Origin of the sequence: Faecalibacterium sp. 7 (genome assembly GCF_049562865.1) — a bacterium.
Lineage (GTDB): Bacteria > Bacillota > Clostridia > Oscillospirales > Ruminococcaceae > Faecalibacterium > Faecalibacterium wellingii.
In genome coordinates this window covers 2,690,853-2,707,291 of sequence record NZ_CP186911.1, presented here as the reverse complement: position 1 = coordinate 2,707,291, position 16,439 = coordinate 2,690,853, and the positions used below count along the sequence as shown (strand labels likewise).

General features: G+C 55.6%; 13 protein-coding genes and 1 pseudogene. 6 read left to right on the top strand and 8 right to left on the bottom strand.

Going from position 1 to position 16,439, the window contains the following annotated elements; genetic code table 11:
• The first annotated feature begins 15 nt into the window (after positions 1–15).
• The 6 genes from rpsL (at position 16) to guaA (ending at position 7,158) form a co-directional block, all read left to right on the top strand.
• On the top strand, positions 16–444 hold the full coding sequence (rpsL, locus tag ACKXF7_RS13530) for a 30S ribosomal protein S12 (protein WP_005926182.1): 429 nt from the start codon (positions 16–18) through the stop codon (positions 442–444).
• A 161-nt stretch (positions 445–605) separates the two neighbouring features.
• On the top strand, positions 606–1,076 hold the full coding sequence (rpsG, locus tag ACKXF7_RS13525; RefSeq protein WP_005930552.1) for a 30S ribosomal protein S7: 471 nt from the start codon (positions 606–608) through the stop codon (positions 1,074–1,076).
• Between the two features lie 24 nt (positions 1,077–1,100).
• A complete protein-coding gene (gene fusA / locus ACKXF7_RS13520; protein WP_348583668.1) occupies positions 1,101–3,227 on the top strand; it encodes an elongation factor G in 2,127 nt (708 codons plus the stop codon).
• 175 nt (positions 3,228–3,402) lie between these two features.
• Positions 3,403–4,608, top strand: a complete 1,206-nt coding sequence (tuf, locus tag ACKXF7_RS13515; protein ID WP_348583667.1) for an elongation factor Tu — start codon at positions 3,403–3,405, stop codon at positions 4,606–4,608.
• Positions 4,609–4,875: 267 nt separating this feature from the next.
• Entirely contained in the window at positions 4,876–5,505 is a 630-nt protein-coding gene (locus ACKXF7_RS13510) for a GyrI-like domain-containing protein (protein WP_339394708.1), read from the top strand.
• A 102-nt stretch (positions 5,506–5,607) separates the two neighbouring features.
• Positions 5,608–7,158 carry a glutamine-hydrolyzing GMP synthase gene (guaA, locus tag ACKXF7_RS13505; RefSeq protein ID WP_423741603.1) on the top strand — a complete coding sequence of 517 codons (1,551 nt, stop codon included), beginning with the start codon at positions 5,608–5,610 and terminating at the stop codon, positions 7,156–7,158.
• 557 nt (positions 7,159–7,715) lie between these two features.
• Here guaA and ACKXF7_RS13500 read toward each other — a convergent pair.
• From ACKXF7_RS13500 to ACKXF7_RS13465, 8 genes and pseudogenes are all read right to left on the bottom strand, one after another.
• The gene (locus tag ACKXF7_RS13500) at positions 7,716–9,359 is read right to left on the bottom strand and encodes a CTP synthase (protein WP_339394718.1); all 1,644 of its coding nucleotides are present in this window, start codon (positions 9,357–9,359) and stop codon (positions 7,716–7,718) included.
• A gap of 138 nt (positions 9,360–9,497) precedes the next feature.
• Positions 9,498–10,076 carry an ANTAR domain-containing response regulator gene (locus tag ACKXF7_RS13495; protein WP_339394719.1) on the bottom strand — a complete coding sequence of 193 codons (579 nt, stop codon included), beginning with the start codon at positions 10,074–10,076 and terminating at the stop codon, positions 9,498–9,500.
• A 41-nt stretch (positions 10,077–10,117) separates the two neighbouring features.
• Positions 10,118–11,439 (bottom strand): annotated as a pseudogene (locus ACKXF7_RS13490) (glutamine synthetase family protein).
• Between the two features lie 149 nt (positions 11,440–11,588).
• Complete coding sequence (locus ACKXF7_RS13485; RefSeq protein WP_423741602.1) at positions 11,589–13,676, bottom strand: glutamine synthetase III; 2,088 nt, start codon at positions 13,674–13,676, stop codon at positions 11,589–11,591.
• Positions 13,677–13,688: 12 nt separating this feature from the next.
• Positions 13,689–13,898, bottom strand: a complete 210-nt coding sequence (locus ACKXF7_RS13480) for a hypothetical protein (protein ID WP_423741601.1) — start codon at positions 13,896–13,898, stop codon at positions 13,689–13,691.
• Positions 13,899–14,340: 442 nt separating this feature from the next.
• Positions 14,341–15,567 (bottom strand): class I SAM-dependent rRNA methyltransferase, encoded by a 1,227-nt coding sequence (locus ACKXF7_RS13475; protein ID WP_423741600.1) that lies wholly within the window; start codon positions 15,565–15,567, stop codon positions 14,341–14,343.
• 278 nt (positions 15,568–15,845) lie between these two features.
• Complete coding sequence (locus tag ACKXF7_RS13470) at positions 15,846–16,187, bottom strand: hypothetical protein (protein ID WP_423741599.1); 342 nt, start codon at positions 16,185–16,187, stop codon at positions 15,846–15,848.
• 17 nt (positions 16,188–16,204) lie between these two features.
• The gene (locus ACKXF7_RS13465; RefSeq protein ID WP_423741598.1) at positions 16,205–16,405 is read right to left on the bottom strand and encodes a hypothetical protein; all 201 of its coding nucleotides are present in this window, start codon (positions 16,403–16,405) and stop codon (positions 16,205–16,207) included.
• Positions 16,406–16,439: the final 34 nt, after the last annotated feature.

Below are 16,439 nucleotides of genomic sequence, written 5' to 3'. Positions count from 1 at the left end.
GAAAGGAGAAACAAAATGCCTACTTTTAACCAGCTTGTACGCAAAGGCCGTGAGGTTCTGACTACCAAGAGCACCGCTCCCGCCCTGCAGAAGACCTACAACTCTCAGAAGAAGCAGTATTCTGATCTGAGCAGCCCCCAGAAGCGTGGCGTGTGCACCGCTGTTCGTACCATGACCCCCAAGAAGCCTAACTCTGCTCTGCGTAAGGTTGCTCGTGTCCGCCTCACGAATGGTATCGAGGTCACCTCTTACATTCCCGGTATCGGCCATAACCTGCAGGAGCACTCCGTCGTGCTGATCCGTGGCGGTCGTGTTAAGGACCTGCCCGGTGTGCGTTACCACATCATCCGTGGTACCCTGGATACTCAGGGTGTGGCAGGCCGTAATCAGGCCCGCTCCAAGTACGGCGCAAAGCGTCCTAAGGCCGGTGCTGCAAAGAAGTAATTGAGGACAACCGCCATAAACGGCTTTCCATTATATAAATAACAAGTCCGCTGATAAAGCGGAGGGCAACAGTTTATGTAAAGGTCAGCTCTTTGTGACACAACGGGAGTTTTATTACTTTCGAGTACCGATGATATCATTCTGTGAAGGAGGGAAGAAAGATGCCTAGAAGAGGTAACATTGCTAAGCGCGATGTCTTAGCTGATCCTATTTACAATTCCAAGATGGTCACTCGTCTGGTCAACAGCGTTATGCTGGATGGCAAGAAGGGCGTCGCTCAGAAGATCGTTTACGAGGCTTTCTCCATGATTCAGGAGAAGACCGGCAACGATCCTCTGGAGACTTTCGAGAAGGCGATGGAGAACATCATGCCCAGCCTCGAGTGCAAGACCCGCCGCGTTGGCGGTGCTAACTACCAGGTTCCTCTGGAAGTCAGCCCGGCTCGCCGCGAGACTCTGGGTCTGCGCTGGCTGACTGCCTACAGCCGCAGCCGTGGTGAGAAGACCATGGCTCAGCGTCTGGCTGCCGAAATCATGGATGCTGCCAACAACACTGGTAACGCCGTGAAGAAGCGTGAGGACACTCACAAGATGGCAGAAGCTAACAAGGCTTTCGCTCATTTCCGTTATTGATCTGTTCTGTAGGAGGTTAATTTCATGGCTACACCCAGAGAAGTTTCTCTTCAGATGACGAGAAATATCGGCATTATGGCCCATATCGATGCTGGTAAGACTACGACTACCGAGCGTATTCTGTACTACACCGGCATCAATCATAAGATCGGCGAAGTTCATGATGGCGGCGCTACCATGGACTGGATGGTTCAGGAGCAGGAGCGTGGTATCACCATCACTTCCGCTGCTACCACCTGCTACTGGAGCCACTCTGAGACCCAGAAGGATCCGGTTGCATTCAAGAAGAACCGTCACCGCATCAACATCATCGACACTCCGGGCCACGTGGACTTCACTGTTGAGGTTCAGCGTTCCCTGCGCGTGCTGGACGGTTCTGTGACCGTTCTGGCTGCTAAGGGCGGTGTCGAGCCTCAGTCTGAGACCGTCTGGCGTCAGGCTGACGAGTACAAGGTCCCCCGCATGGTGTACGTCAACAAGATGGATACCATGGGTGCTGACTTCTTCCGCTGCATCAAGATGCTGCACGATCGTCTGCACGCAAACGGCGTGGCAATCCAGCTGCCCATCGGTCAGGAGGATACCTTCCGCGGTATCGTTGACCTGGTCGATATGAACGCTGAGGTCTACTACGACGACATGGGCAACGACATGCGCACTGAGCCCATCCCCGAGGATATGCGTGAGCAGGCCGAGGAGTACCACAACATTCTGGTCGAGGCTGTTGCCGAGAACGACGAAGAGTTGATGGAGAAGTACCTCGAGGGCGAGGAAATCACCCGTGCCGAGCTGAAGGCTGCGATCCGCAAGGAGACCATCGCCAACACTCTGGTGCCTGTGACCTGTGGCTCTTCCTACAAGAACCGCGGCGTGCAGAAGCTGCTGGACGCTATCGTTGACTATATGCCCGCACCTACCGATGTCGAGGACATCAAGGGTGTGAATCCTGAGACCGAAGAGCAGGAGACCCGTCCGTCTTCCGACGACGCTCCCTTCGCAGCTCTGGCCTTCAAGATCGCTACCGACCCGTTCGTTGGTAAGCTGGCATACTTCCGTGTTTACTCCGGTAAGGTTGAGGCAGGTACCACTGTCTACAACTCCGTGAAGGACAGCAAGGAGCGTATGGGCCGCATCCTGCAGATGCATTCTAACCACCGCAAGGATATCGACTGCTGCTATGCAGGTGATATCGCTGCTGTTGTCGGTCTGAAGAACACCACCACCGGTGACACTCTGTGTGATGAGAATCATCCCATCATTCTGGAGTCCATGAAGTTCCCCGAGCCTGTTATCCGCGTTGCCATCGAGCCTAAGACCAAGGCCGGCAACGAGAAGATGGGCATCGCGCTGGCAAAGCTGGCCGAAGAGGATCCGACCTTCAAGACCTACACCGACGAAGAGACCGGTCAGACCATTATCGCTGGTATGGGCGAGCTGCATCTGGAGATCATCGTTGACCGTCTGCTGCGTGAGTTCAAGGTTGAAGCAAATGTGGGTGCACCCCAGGTTGCTTACCGTGAGACCATCCGCAAAGAGGCCAACCAGGAGACCAAGTACGCACGTCAGTCCGGTGGTAAGGGCCAGTACGGTCATGTTAAGATCAAGATCGAGCCCAACGAGCCCGGCAAGGGTTACGAGTTCGTCAACGCCATCGTTGGCGGTGCCATCCCGAAGGAATACATCCCGGCTATCGACAATGGTATCCAGGGTGCTATGAAGTCCGGTGTTCTGGCTGGTTATCCTGTCGTTGATGTCAAGGTCACCCTGTGGGATGGTTCTTATCATGAGGTCGACTCCTCTGAAATGGCCTTCTCCATTGCTGGTTCTATGGCATTCAAGGATGCTATGCGCAAGGCTGATCCGATCATCACCGAGCCCATCATGAAGGTTGCAGTTATCGTTCCCGATGAGTATCTGGGCGATGTTATCGGCGACCTGAATGCACGCCGTGGTCAGATCCAGGGCATGGAGGCTATGGCCGGTACTCAGCGTGTCAATGCATTTGTGCCTCTGGCTCAGATGTTCGGCTACGCTACTGACCTGCGTTCCAAGACTCAGGGTCGTGGCCAGTATGTCATGGAGCCGTCTCACTACGAGCCGGTGCCCAAGAACATTGCTGACCAGATCATTGCTGGCCGCACCAAGGGCTGATTCCTGAAAAATGGATAAAGATTTTGCCGGGGTAGTGTAACTCCGGCAAAATTTCCTGTAAAAGCACTTGATTTTACAGGACAAATTTAGTAGAATAGCCTTGCAATGCAATGTCTGCATCTTGCAGGGTTGTTGTAACCAAATATCAAAACCTAAATTAAGGGAGGATATTCCAATGGCTGAAAAGGCAAAGTTCGACCGTTCTAAGCCGCATGTGAACATCGGCACCATCGGTCACGTTGACCACGGCAAGACCACTCTGACCGCCGCTATCACCAAGTACCTGGCTCTGAAGGGCGACGCAGACTTCATGGACTATGCCAACATCGATAAGGCTCCTGAGGAGCGTGCTCGTGGTATCACGATCAACTCCGCTCACGTTGAGTATCAGACCGAAGCTCGTCACTATGCTCACGTTGACTGCCCGGGCCATGCTGACTACGTTAAGAACATGATCACTGGTGCTGCTCAGATGGACGGCGCTATTCTGGTCGTTGCTGCTACCGATGGTCCCATGCCCCAGACCCGTGAGCACATCCTGCTGGCTCGTCAGGTCGGCGTGCCCTATATCGTCGTGTTCATGAACAAGTGCGATATGGTCGACGACGAAGAGCTGCTGGATCTGGTCGAGATGGAGATTCGTGAGCTGCTGAGCGAGTACGACTTCCCGGGCGACGATACCCCGATCATTCGTGGTTCCGCTCTGAAGGCTCTGGAGTCTACCTCCACCGATCCCAATGCTCCCGAGTATGCTTGCATCAAGGAGCTGATGGACGCTGTTGACACCTATATCCCCAACCCCGATCGTGAGGAAGACAAGCCCTTCCTGATGCCCATCGAGGATGTCATGACCATTTCTGGCCGTGGTACCGTTGCAACCGGTCGTGTTGAGCGTGGTATTGCTAAGGTTGGCGATGCTATGGAGATCGTCGGTATCAAGCCCGATCGTCTGAGCACCACCATCACCGGTCTGGAGATGTTCCGTAAGTCTCTGGACTTCGCTGAGGCTGGCGATAACATCGGCGCTCTGCTGCGTGGTGTTGATCGTACCCAGATCGAGCGTGGTCAGGTTCTGGCTAAGCCCGGTTCCGTGCACCCCCACAAGACCTTCGAGTCTCAGGTGTACGTTCTGACCAAGGACGAAGGCGGCCGTCATACTCCGTTCTTCTCCAACTATCGTCCTCAGTTCTACTTCCGCACCACCGACGTGACCGGTATCATCACTCTGCCCGAAGGCACTGAGATGTGCATGCCCGGCGATAACGTCATGATGCACGTTGAGCTGCTGACCCCTGTTGCTATGGAAGAGGGCCTGCGTTTCGCTATCCGTGAGGGTGGCCGTACCGTTGGTTCTGGCGTTGTCGGCAAGATCATTGAGTGATTTTGACCCTTCGCGCCTTTCCTGAGGCTAAAGGTTAAACTTACGAGAGACCTTCCCATTCCGGAGAGTGGGAAGGTCTCTTTTTACTTTGGATCCTCTGTCCGTAAGGGCAGAGGATTTTTTTTGTAGCATGCCACAACTTTTTGTTTACAAAACAAGGTTGTTCTGGTATACTGAAAAAGGAAATGCTGGAAAAGTCCTATCGGCTGGTGCTGAGAGGATTCGGCAAAAAGAGGCAGCGAGAACTTCTGGAAGGGGTGAAGAGTAATGCCGTTTGATTATAAGAAAGAGTACAGGGAATTTTATCTCCCGCCGAAAAAACCGCATCTGATTACGATACCGCGTATGAATTTTGTGGCAGTGCACGGCAAGGGCGACCCGAATGCTCCGGGTGGAGCCTATCAGGAGGCTATGGGAGTGCTGTACGGCATTGCTTTCACCATCAAAATGAGCTATAAGGGCAGCCACAAGATGGACGGCTATTTTGAATATGTGGTTCCACCGTTGGAGGGCTTGTGGCATCAGAAGGGCGTGGATGGCGTTGACTATGCACATAAAGAAACATTTGAGTGGACATCCATGATCCGACTGCCAGAATTTGTGACGCCGGAAGCGTTTGATTGGGCCGTACAGGAAGCAACGGCAAAAAAGAAAAAGGATTTTTCCAAGGCGGAATTTCTGACCTATGACGAGGGACTTTGTATTCAGTGCCTGCATATCGGCCCTTATGATGAAGAACCGAAAACGCTGGCGCAGATGGATGCCTTTGCCGTAGAGCAGGGGTATAGGCTTGATTTTTCAGAGACACGCTTCCACCACGAAATTTATCTGAGCGATCCTCGCCGTGCTGCACCGGGGACACTGAAAACGGTGCTGCGGCATCCGGTGAAAAAATAAATACAGGAAAATTCACAAATGATGTCGCTTTTATTTGGCAGATGTGCTATACTAAAGCTATCTGTAGAAACACATTGAATGGATAAGGGAGGAGAGAATATCATGCAGCATGAAACTGTTATCGTGCTGGATTTTGGCGGCCAGTACAATCAGCTGATCGCACGCCGTGTCCGCGAGAACAATGTCTACTGTGAGATCTATTCCTATAAAACCGAGCTGTCGGTCATCAAGGCAAAGAACCCCAAGGGCATCATCTTCACCGGTGGCCCCAACAGCGTTTATCTGGAGGATTCTCCCACGATCGACCCGGAGATCTTTACATGGGGTGTGCCTGTGCTGGGCATCTGTTATGGCAGCCAGCTGATGATGCATCTGCTGGGCGGTCATGTCTGTCGTGCACCGGAGCGTGAGTACGGCAAGACGGAGGTGTTCGTGGACAATAACAGTAAAATGTTCACGGATGTACAGCCGTCCACCATCTGCTGGATGAGCCACAACGACTACATTGAGCAGGCGGCCCCGGGCTTTAAGATCACAGCCCACACGGTCAACTGCCCTGTAGCTGCGGCAGAGAACGAGGAAAAGGGCCTGTACGCAGTTCAGTTCCACCCGGAAGTGCTGCACACTGCGGAAGGCAAAAAGATGCTGCGCAACTTCGTGTACAACGTCTGCGGTTGCACCGGCGACTGGAAGATGGATTCCTTTGTGGAGAACAATGTCAAGGCCTTGCGTGAGAGCATCGGCGATGGCAAGGTGCTGTGCGCCCTGTCCGGCGGCGTGGATTCCTCCGTTCTGGCAGCTATGCTGGCGAAGGCCATCGGCAAGCAGCTGACCTGTGTGTTCGTGGACCACGGTCTGCTGCGTAAGAACGAGAAGGAAGAGGTCTGCGCGGTCTTCGGCCCGGGCAATGCCAATGGCTTTGATATCAACTTTATCTGTGTAGATGCCCGTGAGCGCTATTTCAGCAAGCTGGCTGGCGTCACGGAGCCGGAACGCAAGCGTAAGATCATTGGTGAAGAGTTCATCCGTGTGTTTGAAGAGCAGGCCAAGAAGATCGGCAAGGTGGACTTCCTCGCACAGGGTACGATCTACCCTGACGTGGTCGAGAGCGGTCTGGGCGGCGAGTCTACCGTTATCAAGAGCCACCACAATGTAGGCGGTCTGCCCGACACCGTGGACTTCAAGGAGCTGGTGGAGCCGCTGCGCAACCTGTTCAAGGATGAAGTGCGTCAGGCCGGCCGTGAGCTGGGCCTGCCCGAATATCTGGTCAGCCGTCAGCCGTTCCCCGGCCCGGGCCTTGGCATCCGCATCATCGGCGAGGTGACCCCGGAGAAGGTGGCTATCGTGCAGGACGCCGATGCCATCTGGCGCGAAGAGATCGCAAAGGCTGGTCTGGATAAGGAAATCAGCCAGTACTATGCAGCCTTGACCAACATGCACAGTGTGGGCGTCATGGGCGACGAGCGCACCTATGATTACGCTGTGGCGCTGCGTGCTGTGACCACCACCGACTTTATGACTGCCGAGAGCTACAATATGCCTTGGGATGTTCTGGGCACTGTCACTAGCCGCATCGTCAATGAAGTCAAGCATGTGAACCGCGTGTTCTACGATTGCACCGGCAAACCGCCGGCAACGATCGAGCTCGAGTAATCTGCAAACCCTGAAAAGTATTGATGCAATGCAATATTTTGAGAGTCAAAAGGCTCTGTGATACTGCTTTGATACTATCAGGCGATTATTCATAAAAAGAGACATGAGAATGCCCTCTGAGAAACGGTAAGTTTTTCAGAGGGCATTCTTGTTGTTAAGAACTTGAGTGAAGAAAAACCACCAGCTAAGCTGGTGGAATAAAAACGGCTTTAGCCCTAGACAAAGAGAAACCTCTCTGTAGAATAGAGTGTGGGTTTGCCAACCACATTCTAGGAACAGAGAGGTTTATCAGCAATAAAACAAAAGCAGTAATAAAAATAGAATCCGGTAGGTGGCCCCTGAGCAGAAAATAAATATGCTATCCGCCACCAGAACGGACCCGCAGTCTATCGATGGCCATCTTGAAGCGGGGCTTTTCAACCTTGTTGTCAGCCATATATAAAACCAAAAGAAACCCGGGGCCCTCTGAGTCATTTGACTTTGAAAGGGTTCCGGGTTTTGTGCAAGGTATTCTTGAGGGGCTGTTTTGCCGCAGCGACCCTCATTTATTGGAGGCTTTACATGTGCAGCAGGCTGCGCTGCTCGCTGGCGCGAAACTTGAGCGCAGCAGCGATAAAGGCCTTGAACAGCGGGTGAGCGCGGTTGGGACGGCTCTTGAACTCCGGATGGAACTGTGCGCCCAAATGGAAGTCACGGCCGGGCAGCTCCACAGTCTCCACCAGACGACCGTCCGGGCTGGTGCCGGAAATGACAAGACCGGCATCCTGCATTTCCTGACGGAATTCGTTGTTGAACTCGTAGCGGTGGCGGTGGCGCTCCCAGATCTCGGCCTCGCCGTAGCATTCGGCCATCTTGGTGCCGGGTGCAACCTTGCAGGGATATTTACCCAGACGCATGGTGCCGCCTTTGGGAATGTTGCCCTGCTGGTCAGCCATCAGTGCGATCACATTGTGCTTGCCATCGGGAGTGAACTCGCTGGAATTGGCGTCCTTGTAGCCCAGAACGCCCCGGGCAAATTCCATCACCATGATCTGCATGCCAAGGCAGATGCCGAAGTAGGGAACATGGTTCTCGCGGGCATACTGTGCAGCCTGGATCATGCCCTCAATGCCGCGGTCGCCGAAACCGCCCGGCACGATGATGCCGTCCACATCTGCAAAGGCCTCCCGGCAGGCGGCCTGATCGGTCAGGTCCTCACTCTCCACCCAGCGGATCTCTACCTGACTATCGTTCTCAAAACCGGCGTGATACAGGCTCTCCATCACAGAGAGATAAGCATCATGCAGCTTGACGTACTTGCCCACCAGTGCAATGCTGCAGGTCTTGCTGCGGGTGGCAATGCGGGACACCACCTGCTTCCACTCGGTCAGGTCGGCAGGAGGAACGTCCAGCTTGAGTTTCTTCACCACGACGTCGTCCAGACCACCGGTGTGCAGCATCAGCGGGCACTGATACAGGCTGGGCATGGTCAGGTTCTCGATCACACACTCAGGCTTCACATTGCAGAAGGTGCTGATCTTGCGGCGGATATCGCCGCCCACGCTGCCGTCCGCACGCAGGATGATAATGTCGGGATTCACACCCATGCCCTGCAGCTCTTTCACAGAGTGCTGTGCGGGCTTGGATTTGTATTCGTCCGAGCCGGAAATGTAGGGCACCAGCACCACATGGATGTAGCAGCAGTTGTCACGGCCCTGCTCCAGACCCACCTGACGGATGGCCTCGAGGAAGGGCTGGCTTTCGATATCACCGGTCGTGCCGCCAATCTCGGTAATGACCACGTCAGCCTCGGTGGAGGAAGCCAGATTGTAGATATAACTCTTGATCTCGTTGGTGATGTGGGGGATGATCTGCACGGTCTGGCCCAGGTATGCACCCTGACGTTCCTTGTTCAGCACGTTCCAGTACACCTTGCCGGTGGTCAGGTTGGAGTATTTGTTCAGGTTCTCGTCGATGAAGCGCTCGTAGTGGCCCAGATCCAGATCGGTCTCGGTACCGTCATCCGTCACGAACACTTCGCCGTGCTGCAGCGGGCTCATGGTACCCGGGTCTACGTTCACATAGGGGTCCAGCTTCTGGCTGGCCACCTTCAGACCGCGGCACTTGAGCAAACGGCCCAGCGATGCGGCCGTGATGCCCTTGCCCAGACCGGAAACGACACCGCCGGTGACAAAGATGAATTTGGTTTGTTTCTCTGCCATAGGATTTCCTCCTCTATTTTTGCTTTTCTGAATTCTTTCCCTTATAAACCTTTGTAAATTCTTTCAGGCAAACGGTCTTGCTCTCTGCCTCTCCAAAAATGAGCCGGTGAAAGCAAGGATACTTTTCCCAATCCAATATTATACACCCATGTCCTCATAATTTTCAAGGACTTCCTGTGCAATTTCTGTGCGGTCACGACGGGTATCCATGGCCTGCTTTTCTATGTAGCGGTGTGCTTCGGCTTCGGTCATGTGCTCATGCTCCACAAGGCAGCACTTTGCACGGCTGACCAGCCGCACCTGTGCGATCTTTTCCTGTAAGCGGGCGTTTTCCTGCCGGGCACGCAGCAACCGGTGATTGCCGGCCGCTGCCATGTGCATGGCCTGCACAAAAAGGGCAGTGCTGAAGGGCTTTGACAGCAGCAATACCCCCTGATCGCTCAAAGGGCCCAGCAGCTGCTCAGCCTGTGCGGCTTTGACCAGAAACACAACGCCGGCATCTGTTTTTTCCACAGCATTGATGCACACCTCATGCCCGAATTCATCGGGCAGGGGAGAGTTGACTACGATCAGCTCAAAATCCGATTCCGTCATGCGCCGCCGGGCTTCGGCTCCGCTGGGAATGATCACCGGGCGGCTGTAGCCCATTTCGGTCAGCCGTGCAGCGATATACTCGTTGGAGCTTGCACCGGCACTTACGATCAGTGCACGTCCCATTTCCTTCGCTCCTTTCTCCTACACACTCTTTTTTGCAGGGGTCAGATGGCGTTGAAGTAATGGGTGCGCTCGTATTCAGCAGGGTCGGACGCATGTTTCAGTGCTTCACAGCGCTTGAGCTCCTCGGTGAAGTACCGGGTGGCAAGCTGCTCGGGCAGCACTCTGCGCAAAAATTCGCTCTCCTCCGCGGCCTGTACAGCCTCCTCCAGGCTGGCGGGCAGAGTCTCAAGACCGAGCCCCTCAGCCATGGAGGGGTCGAACAGATTCTTGTTCACGGGGGCAGAGAGCACCATGCGGTTCTCAATGCCGTCCAATCCGGCAGCCAGCACCAGACCAATGGCCAGATAGGGGTTGCAGGCAGGGTCCGGGCTGCGCAGCTCCATGCGGCAGTTGTCGCCCTTTACCTGCGGGATGCGCACCAGCTGGCTGCGGTTCTGGCGGCTCCAGCTCACATAGCGGGGCGCTTCATCGCAGCCAAAGCGCTGATAGCTGTTGGGCAGAGGGTTGGTGAACACGGTCAGCTCCCGGCTGTGGGCCAGCACGCCGGCCATAAAGCTGCCTGCAATGCTGTCCGGGGCAATGTCGCCCTCAAACAGGTTACGGCCATCCATGTAAAGGGACAGGTTGATGTGCAGGCCGCTGCCCGCCTGATCCGGCAGGGGCTTGGGAAGGAAGCTTGCGTGGATGCCGCTGCGGGTGGCAATGGCGCGCACGATCTGCTTGAACATCATCACATTGTCGGCGGTCTTGAGGGGGCCTGCGTGGTGGCAGTCGATCTCGTTCTGGCCGTTGCCGCTTTCGTGATGGCTGTGCTGAGGGCTCATGCCCATCTGCTCCATGGTCAGGCAGATGTCCCGGCGGAGGTTCTCGCCTGCGTCCAGCGGGGCCACGTCAAAGTAGCCGCCAAAGTCGATGGGGATACGGGTGGGGCGGCCCCGATTTGATCATTCTCGAACAGGTAGAACTCACACTCTGCGCCCACGTTGCAGGTGATGCCCAGCTTTTTGAATTTGCGGTTCACGCTGCGCAGAAAGCCGCGGCAGTTGCCGCCAAAGGGCTGGCCGTCCGGCTTTTCCACATCACAGAAGAACTGCATCACCCGGCCCTCGGTAGGGCGCCAGGGAAGAATGGTCACGGTGGACAGATCCGGCCGCAGCACAAGGTCGCTTTCCTCCACCTTCATGAAGCCGGCAATGGAGCTGCCGTCGAAGCAGACACCGTCTTCCAGAGCTTTGGGCAGATCGTTTGCCAGCACGGCGATGTTCTTCTGAGTGCCAAAGATATCGCAGAAGGCAAAGCGCACAAATTTGACGTTGTTGTCCTCCACAAAATCAAGGATGTCCTGTTGGGTCGAATAGCTCATAATGGTTTCCCTTTCAAATAAAACGCCTAAAGGCCTGCCCTCAAAATGGGAGCAGGTCTTTAGGCTGGTGTAAGAAATAGGAAAAGGAGAATGGCAATTTTAAATTCCGCAGCCTACGGATGCTATTCTGCTGTTACGCTGATGAAAGATCAGACGTAGTAGAGCATCTTGCTGTAGCTGGGCAGAGGCCAATAATCCTCACCGCAGATGGTCTCGGCGTCGTCCGCAGCGGCACGCAGAGCATCCATTGCAGGCAGCACGTTGTCGTGGAAAGCAACGGCCTTTTCTGCCTCGGTGGGCAATGCCTTGGAAGCATCCACTGCATCCTGCAGGGTATCGACGGCGTCGCTCATAGCATCGGCATCGGCAGAGAGCTTGGTCAGGGTCTTGGTCTCACTGCGCACGCTGATGTTCTCGCTGACGGCCAGCTTGGATGCGGCGGTATTGGCAAGCTCGCTCATGTAGGAGTTGACGGCAGGCAGCAGCTGCTTGCGGGCCATCTCCAGCATGGTCAGAGCCTCGATGTTGATGATCTTGGAGTAGTGCTCCAGCTCCACCTCGTAGCGGCTGTGCATCTCCACCTTGGTCAGCACCCCGAACTCTTCCATCAGGGCGATGTTCTTGGGGTCGATGAGGGCCGGCAGGGCAGCAGGAGTGTTCTTCATGTTGGGCAGGCCACGCTTGGCAGCCTCGGCCTCCCACTCGGCGGTGTAGCCGTTGCCGTTGAAGATGACCCGGCGGTGGTCCCGGATGGTGCGCTTGACCAAAGCGATGGCGGCACTGGTAAAGTCCTCAGCACCTTCCAGCTCGTCGGCGTAGCCCTTCAGCTCCTTGGCCACAGCGGTGTTCAGGATGGTATCGCAGTCGCTGAGGTTCTGAGAAGAACCGGGCATCCGGAACTCGAACTTGTTGCCGGTAAAGGCAAAGGGGGAGGTGCGGTTGCGGTCGGTGGTGTCCTTGCTAAACTTGGGCAGCACGTCCACACCCAGGTCCATCTTCATCTTGGTGGGGCCGGCGTAGGGAGAATCGGAGGCAATGGCGTCAATGACAGCCTCCAGCTCCTCGCCCACAAAGATGGAGATGATGGCCGGAGGTGCCTCGTTTGCACCCAGACGGTGATCGTTGCCGGGAGTGGCCACAGAGGTCCGCAGCAGGTCGGCGTACTCGTCCACAGCCTTGATGACTGCGGCCAGGAACACCAGGAACTGCAGGTTCTCCATGGGGGTGTCACCGGGATCCAGCAGGTTCTCCTCGGTGGTGGACAGGGACCAATTGTTGTGCTTGCCGCTGCCGTTGACGCCCTCAAAAGGCTTTTCATGCTGCAGGCAGACCAGACCGTACTTGGGAGCGATCTTCTTCATCATCTCCATGGTCAGCAGGTTGTGGTCGATGGCCACATTGGTGGTATCGTAGATGGGGGCCAGCTCATGCTGGCAGGGGGCTACCTCGTTGTGCTTGGTCTTGGCAGGTACGCCCAGCTTCCACAGCTCCTCGTCCAGTTCTTTCATGAACGCAGACACCTCGGGACGGATAACGCCGAAGTAATGCTCCTCCAGCTCCTGGCCCTTGGCAGAGGGAGCACCGAACAGGGTGCGGCCGGTGAGGATCAGATCCTGACGGGCCTCGTAATCCTCCTTCTTAATAAGGAAGTACTCCTGCTCGGGGCCGACAGTGGTGGAGACGTAATCCACATCCTTGCCGAACAGCTTCAGGATACGGATCGCCTGATTGGACAGTGCGTTCATGGAACGCAGCAGGGGGGTCTTCTTATCCAGAGCCTCGCCGGTGTAGCTGACGAATGCGGTGGGGATGCACAGCACATCATCCTTCACGAATGCGTAGCTGGTGGGGTCCCATGCAGTGTAGCCACGGGCCTCGCAGGTGGCGCGCAGACCGCCGGAGGGGAAGGAAGATGCATCGGGCTCGCCGCGCACCAGCTCCTTGCCGGAGAACTCCATGATGGCGGTGCCGTCGCCCACAGGGGAAACAAAGCCATCGTGCTTCTCACTGGTGATGCCGGTCAGCGGCTGGAACCAGTGGGTGTAGTGGGTGGCACCCAGCTCCATGGCCCAGCGCTTCATCACGCTGGCCACAACGTTTGCCACCTCAATGTCCAGCGGAGCACCCTTGTGCAGGGTGTTCTTCAGGCTCTTATAGGTTGCGCTCGGCAGGCGCTCCTTCATCACATGTTCGTTAAAGACCTTGCTGCCGTAGATTTCCATAACATTCGCTGCCATAAATCCTACTCCTTACTTGATCTTATTTTTCTTGCCCTTTCGTCTGCATTCTGGTCTGCCGCAATGCCGCGCCCAGAAATACGAAAGCTTCTTAACAAAAACAGCGCTGCGAGTCAGGAGGTGACCCACAGCGCCGTTGCTGTCTATGGTTTGATTATAGCCGCTGCCGGGCAAAAAGGCAATTGACAAATCTGACGATTCTGCACAAGCAGCTTCCGGCATTTTTGGAGCATCCGCACTTGGTATGACTTTTTAAGAGAACGAACCCTCTCCGCCTGATGGGAAAAACCCTCTCAGTCATTGCTTGCGCAATGCCAGCTCTCCCGAAGGGCGAGCTTTTATCCAGCTGCCGGGTAAGTTTATTCATCATCGGAAAAGATTGTTGTTTTCCGTTCCTGCTCATAAAGCTCCCCCCCTCGGGGGAGCTGGCAAAGCCGTCAGGCTTTGACTGAGAGGGTTCAGGCAGCGCAGCAAAAAGATGCATTTACCCGATGGGGTCCCTTCTGGTGAAAATGTGTTTTTAATATACGGTGCCATTGCCCGCTACGGCCCCGCTTCGTGAAAAAGAGCTTCCGGAAAATCCGCAGATTTTCCGGAAGCTCAAACATTAAAAATAAAATTTCCGCTGAAGATGCCCAGAGTGAAACGGAGGGCATTCAAATCGTCAAATCACCTGAAAGAGGAAGAACTTCAGATAATTCGTTTCCGGCACGCCCCACAGGATCGGGTGATCCGGAGCCTGCTGCTTCACTTCGATCTGCCGCAGCTGGCGGTGCGCATCCTTTGCCGCTGCACGCAGCATCTTGATGAACAGCTCCTCGGTGGCAAAGTGGGAGCAGCTGGCAGTTGCCAGATAGCCGCCGCGGGGCAGCAGCTTCATGGCGCGGTAGTTGATCTCCTTGTAGCCGCGCATGGCGTTTTCTACGGTGCGGCGCGCCTTGGTAAAGGCCGGCGGGTCCAGAATGATAAAATCGTAGGGGTGCCCCTCTTTTTCCAGCCTCGGCAGCAGCTCAAAGGTGTCCTCGCACAAAAAGTCCATATTGGTCAGACCGTTGCGCTGGGCATTGCGCTGCGCCATGGCAATGGCCTCGGCGCTGATGTCGGCGGCGGTCACACGGGCAGCGCCGCCCGCAGCGGCGTTCAGTGCAAAGCTGCCGGTATGGGTAAAGCAGTCCAGCACGGTGTGGCCTGCGGCAAGGCGTGCCACAGCCCGGCGGTTGTACTTCTGGTCAAGGAAGAAGCCGGTCTTCTGCCCATTCTCGAAGTCCACATGGTAGTAAACGCCGTTCTCGCAGATCTCGGTCTGGGTGCTTGCCGGATGAGTCTCACCGGGCAGCTCAAACCAGCCTTTGTTCTGCTCAAGACCTTCCTTGGCTCGCAGAGCCTCATCGTTGCGCTCGTAGATGCCATCGATGGTCTGGCCGTCGGCGCGCAGGACTTCTGCCAGAATGGGGAAGAGGATGGGCTTGAGCTTTTCCATGCCCACGCTCAGGGTCTGGGTGACAAGGATGTTGCTGAACCGGTCCACCGTCAGCCCGGGGAACTGGTCGGCCTCGCCAAAAATGACGCGGCAGGCAGAAAGGTCTGCGGGTTCCAGCACGGTTTTGCGGTAGTTCCATGCATATTCCACCCGGCGGCGCCAGAAGGCTGCATCAAAGGTGTCGTTGGCATTGCGGGAGATCAGCCGCACGCGGATCTTGCTCTTGAGCGAAACGAAGCCGGTGCCAAGGTAGGAACCCTTGGTGCTGACCACATCGGCCAGAGTGCCGTTTTCCGGCTCATTTTCCGGGGAATTGAGGATGTCGTTCTCGTACACCCATGGATGCCCGCCCACCAGCAGGTCCTCGGCGTGTTTGTTGACAGTATACACAGGGTAAGCGCGTTCTTTCATATGGTTCTCCTTATCATGAACGAACTCCCTTCGTCCCGCGTTTGCAGACAGAAGGAGTAAAAATCTACCCTTTATAATAGCATATTTTTAGTGGCTTGTACACTCCGAAATAGCCCGACTTCACGAGAAAATTCATTGCTTTGGTTGCTGCAAATTTGACAATTTCGACGGTATTTAGTAACAAATTAGAAACACGTTATCGAATTAGTAACACATGAAGCGCAAAAACAGCCCCGAGGAACCGTCAGGCTCCCCGGGGCTGCTGCTATGTATTGAGTTTACTGTTTTCCTACAACATCCTTCGCCCTGTCAAAGCAGAACTGGATGACCCTGCCGATGGTCTCGTCGGTGATCGCCCAGCTGAAGAGCCCGCCGAACTTGCTGGCGTCCAGCGCAGCGCGCAGCTTTGCCGCCACCCATGCTTTGCGTTCAGCACCGCGCTTGGTGCCCTGGATCTCATGCTCGGCGCGCTCGATCAGGTCAAGCACCAGCGGGCGGACGGTCGCGCCGTAGCCCAACCGGATGGCACCGAGGACGTAAAAGGCAAAGCCGCCCAGCATCAGGACGAGGGCAAGCCAGCCGGGGACAACGTTCAAGATATTAGTCAATACTGCTTCCATGGTCAGATCCCTTTCTCTCAGTTGATAATCGCGCTGATGCCGCGCTTGGCGACAAAATCGCGCTGCTTATGCTTTACCTCGGCCGCGTAGTCGAGGGCGGCGTGCATATCGCCGTTACAGTGTGCGTCCGGGATGCGCTGCACGGCTTTGGCGGTGGCTTCTCCCAGCGCGATTGCGGCGAGGGAGCTTTCGTACAGGTTCGTTCTCGAACTCCTCACGGGCTTTCTCTGCGGCTTCCTGCCGTGCTTCCTG

Bases quoted from the DNA above. Each gene is read 5' to 3' on its own strand.
- rpsL (WP_005926182.1), top strand. From the start codon at position 16: ATGCCTACTTTTAACCAGCTTGTACGCAAAGGCCGTGAGGTTCTGACT.
- rpsG (WP_005930552.1), top strand. From the start codon at position 606: ATGCCTAGAAGAGGTAACATTGCTAAGCGCGATGTCTTAGCTGATCCT.
- fusA (WP_348583668.1), top strand. From the start codon at position 1,101: ATGGCTACACCCAGAGAAGTTTCTCTTCAGATGACGAGAAATATCGGC.
- tuf (WP_348583667.1), top strand. From the start codon at position 3,403: ATGGCTGAAAAGGCAAAGTTCGACCGTTCTAAGCCGCATGTGAACATC.
- ACKXF7_RS13510 (WP_339394708.1), top strand. From the start codon at position 4,876: ATGCCGTTTGATTATAAGAAAGAGTACAGGGAATTTTATCTCCCGCCG.
- guaA (WP_423741603.1), top strand. From the start codon at position 5,608: ATGCAGCATGAAACTGTTATCGTGCTGGATTTTGGCGGCCAGTACAAT.
- ACKXF7_RS13500 (WP_339394718.1), bottom strand. From the start codon at position 9,359: ATGGCAGAGAAACAAACCAAATTCATCTTTGTCACCGGCGGTGTCGTT.
- ACKXF7_RS13495 (WP_339394719.1), bottom strand. From the start codon at position 10,076: ATGGGACGTGCACTGATCGTAAGTGCCGGTGCAAGCTCCAACGAGTAT.
- ACKXF7_RS13485 (WP_423741602.1), bottom strand. From the start codon at position 13,676: ATGGCAGCGAATGTTATGGAAATCTACGGCAGCAAGGTCTTTAACGAA.
- ACKXF7_RS13480 (WP_423741601.1), bottom strand. From the start codon at position 13,898: ATGCCGGAAGCTGCTTGTGCAGAATCGTCAGATTTGTCAATTGCCTTT.
- ACKXF7_RS13475 (WP_423741600.1), bottom strand. From the start codon at position 15,567: ATGAAAGAACGCGCTTACCCTGTGTATACTGTCAACAAACACGCCGAG.
- ACKXF7_RS13470 (WP_423741599.1), bottom strand. From the start codon at position 16,187: ATGGAAGCAGTATTGACTAATATCTTGAACGTTGTCCCCGGCTGGCTT.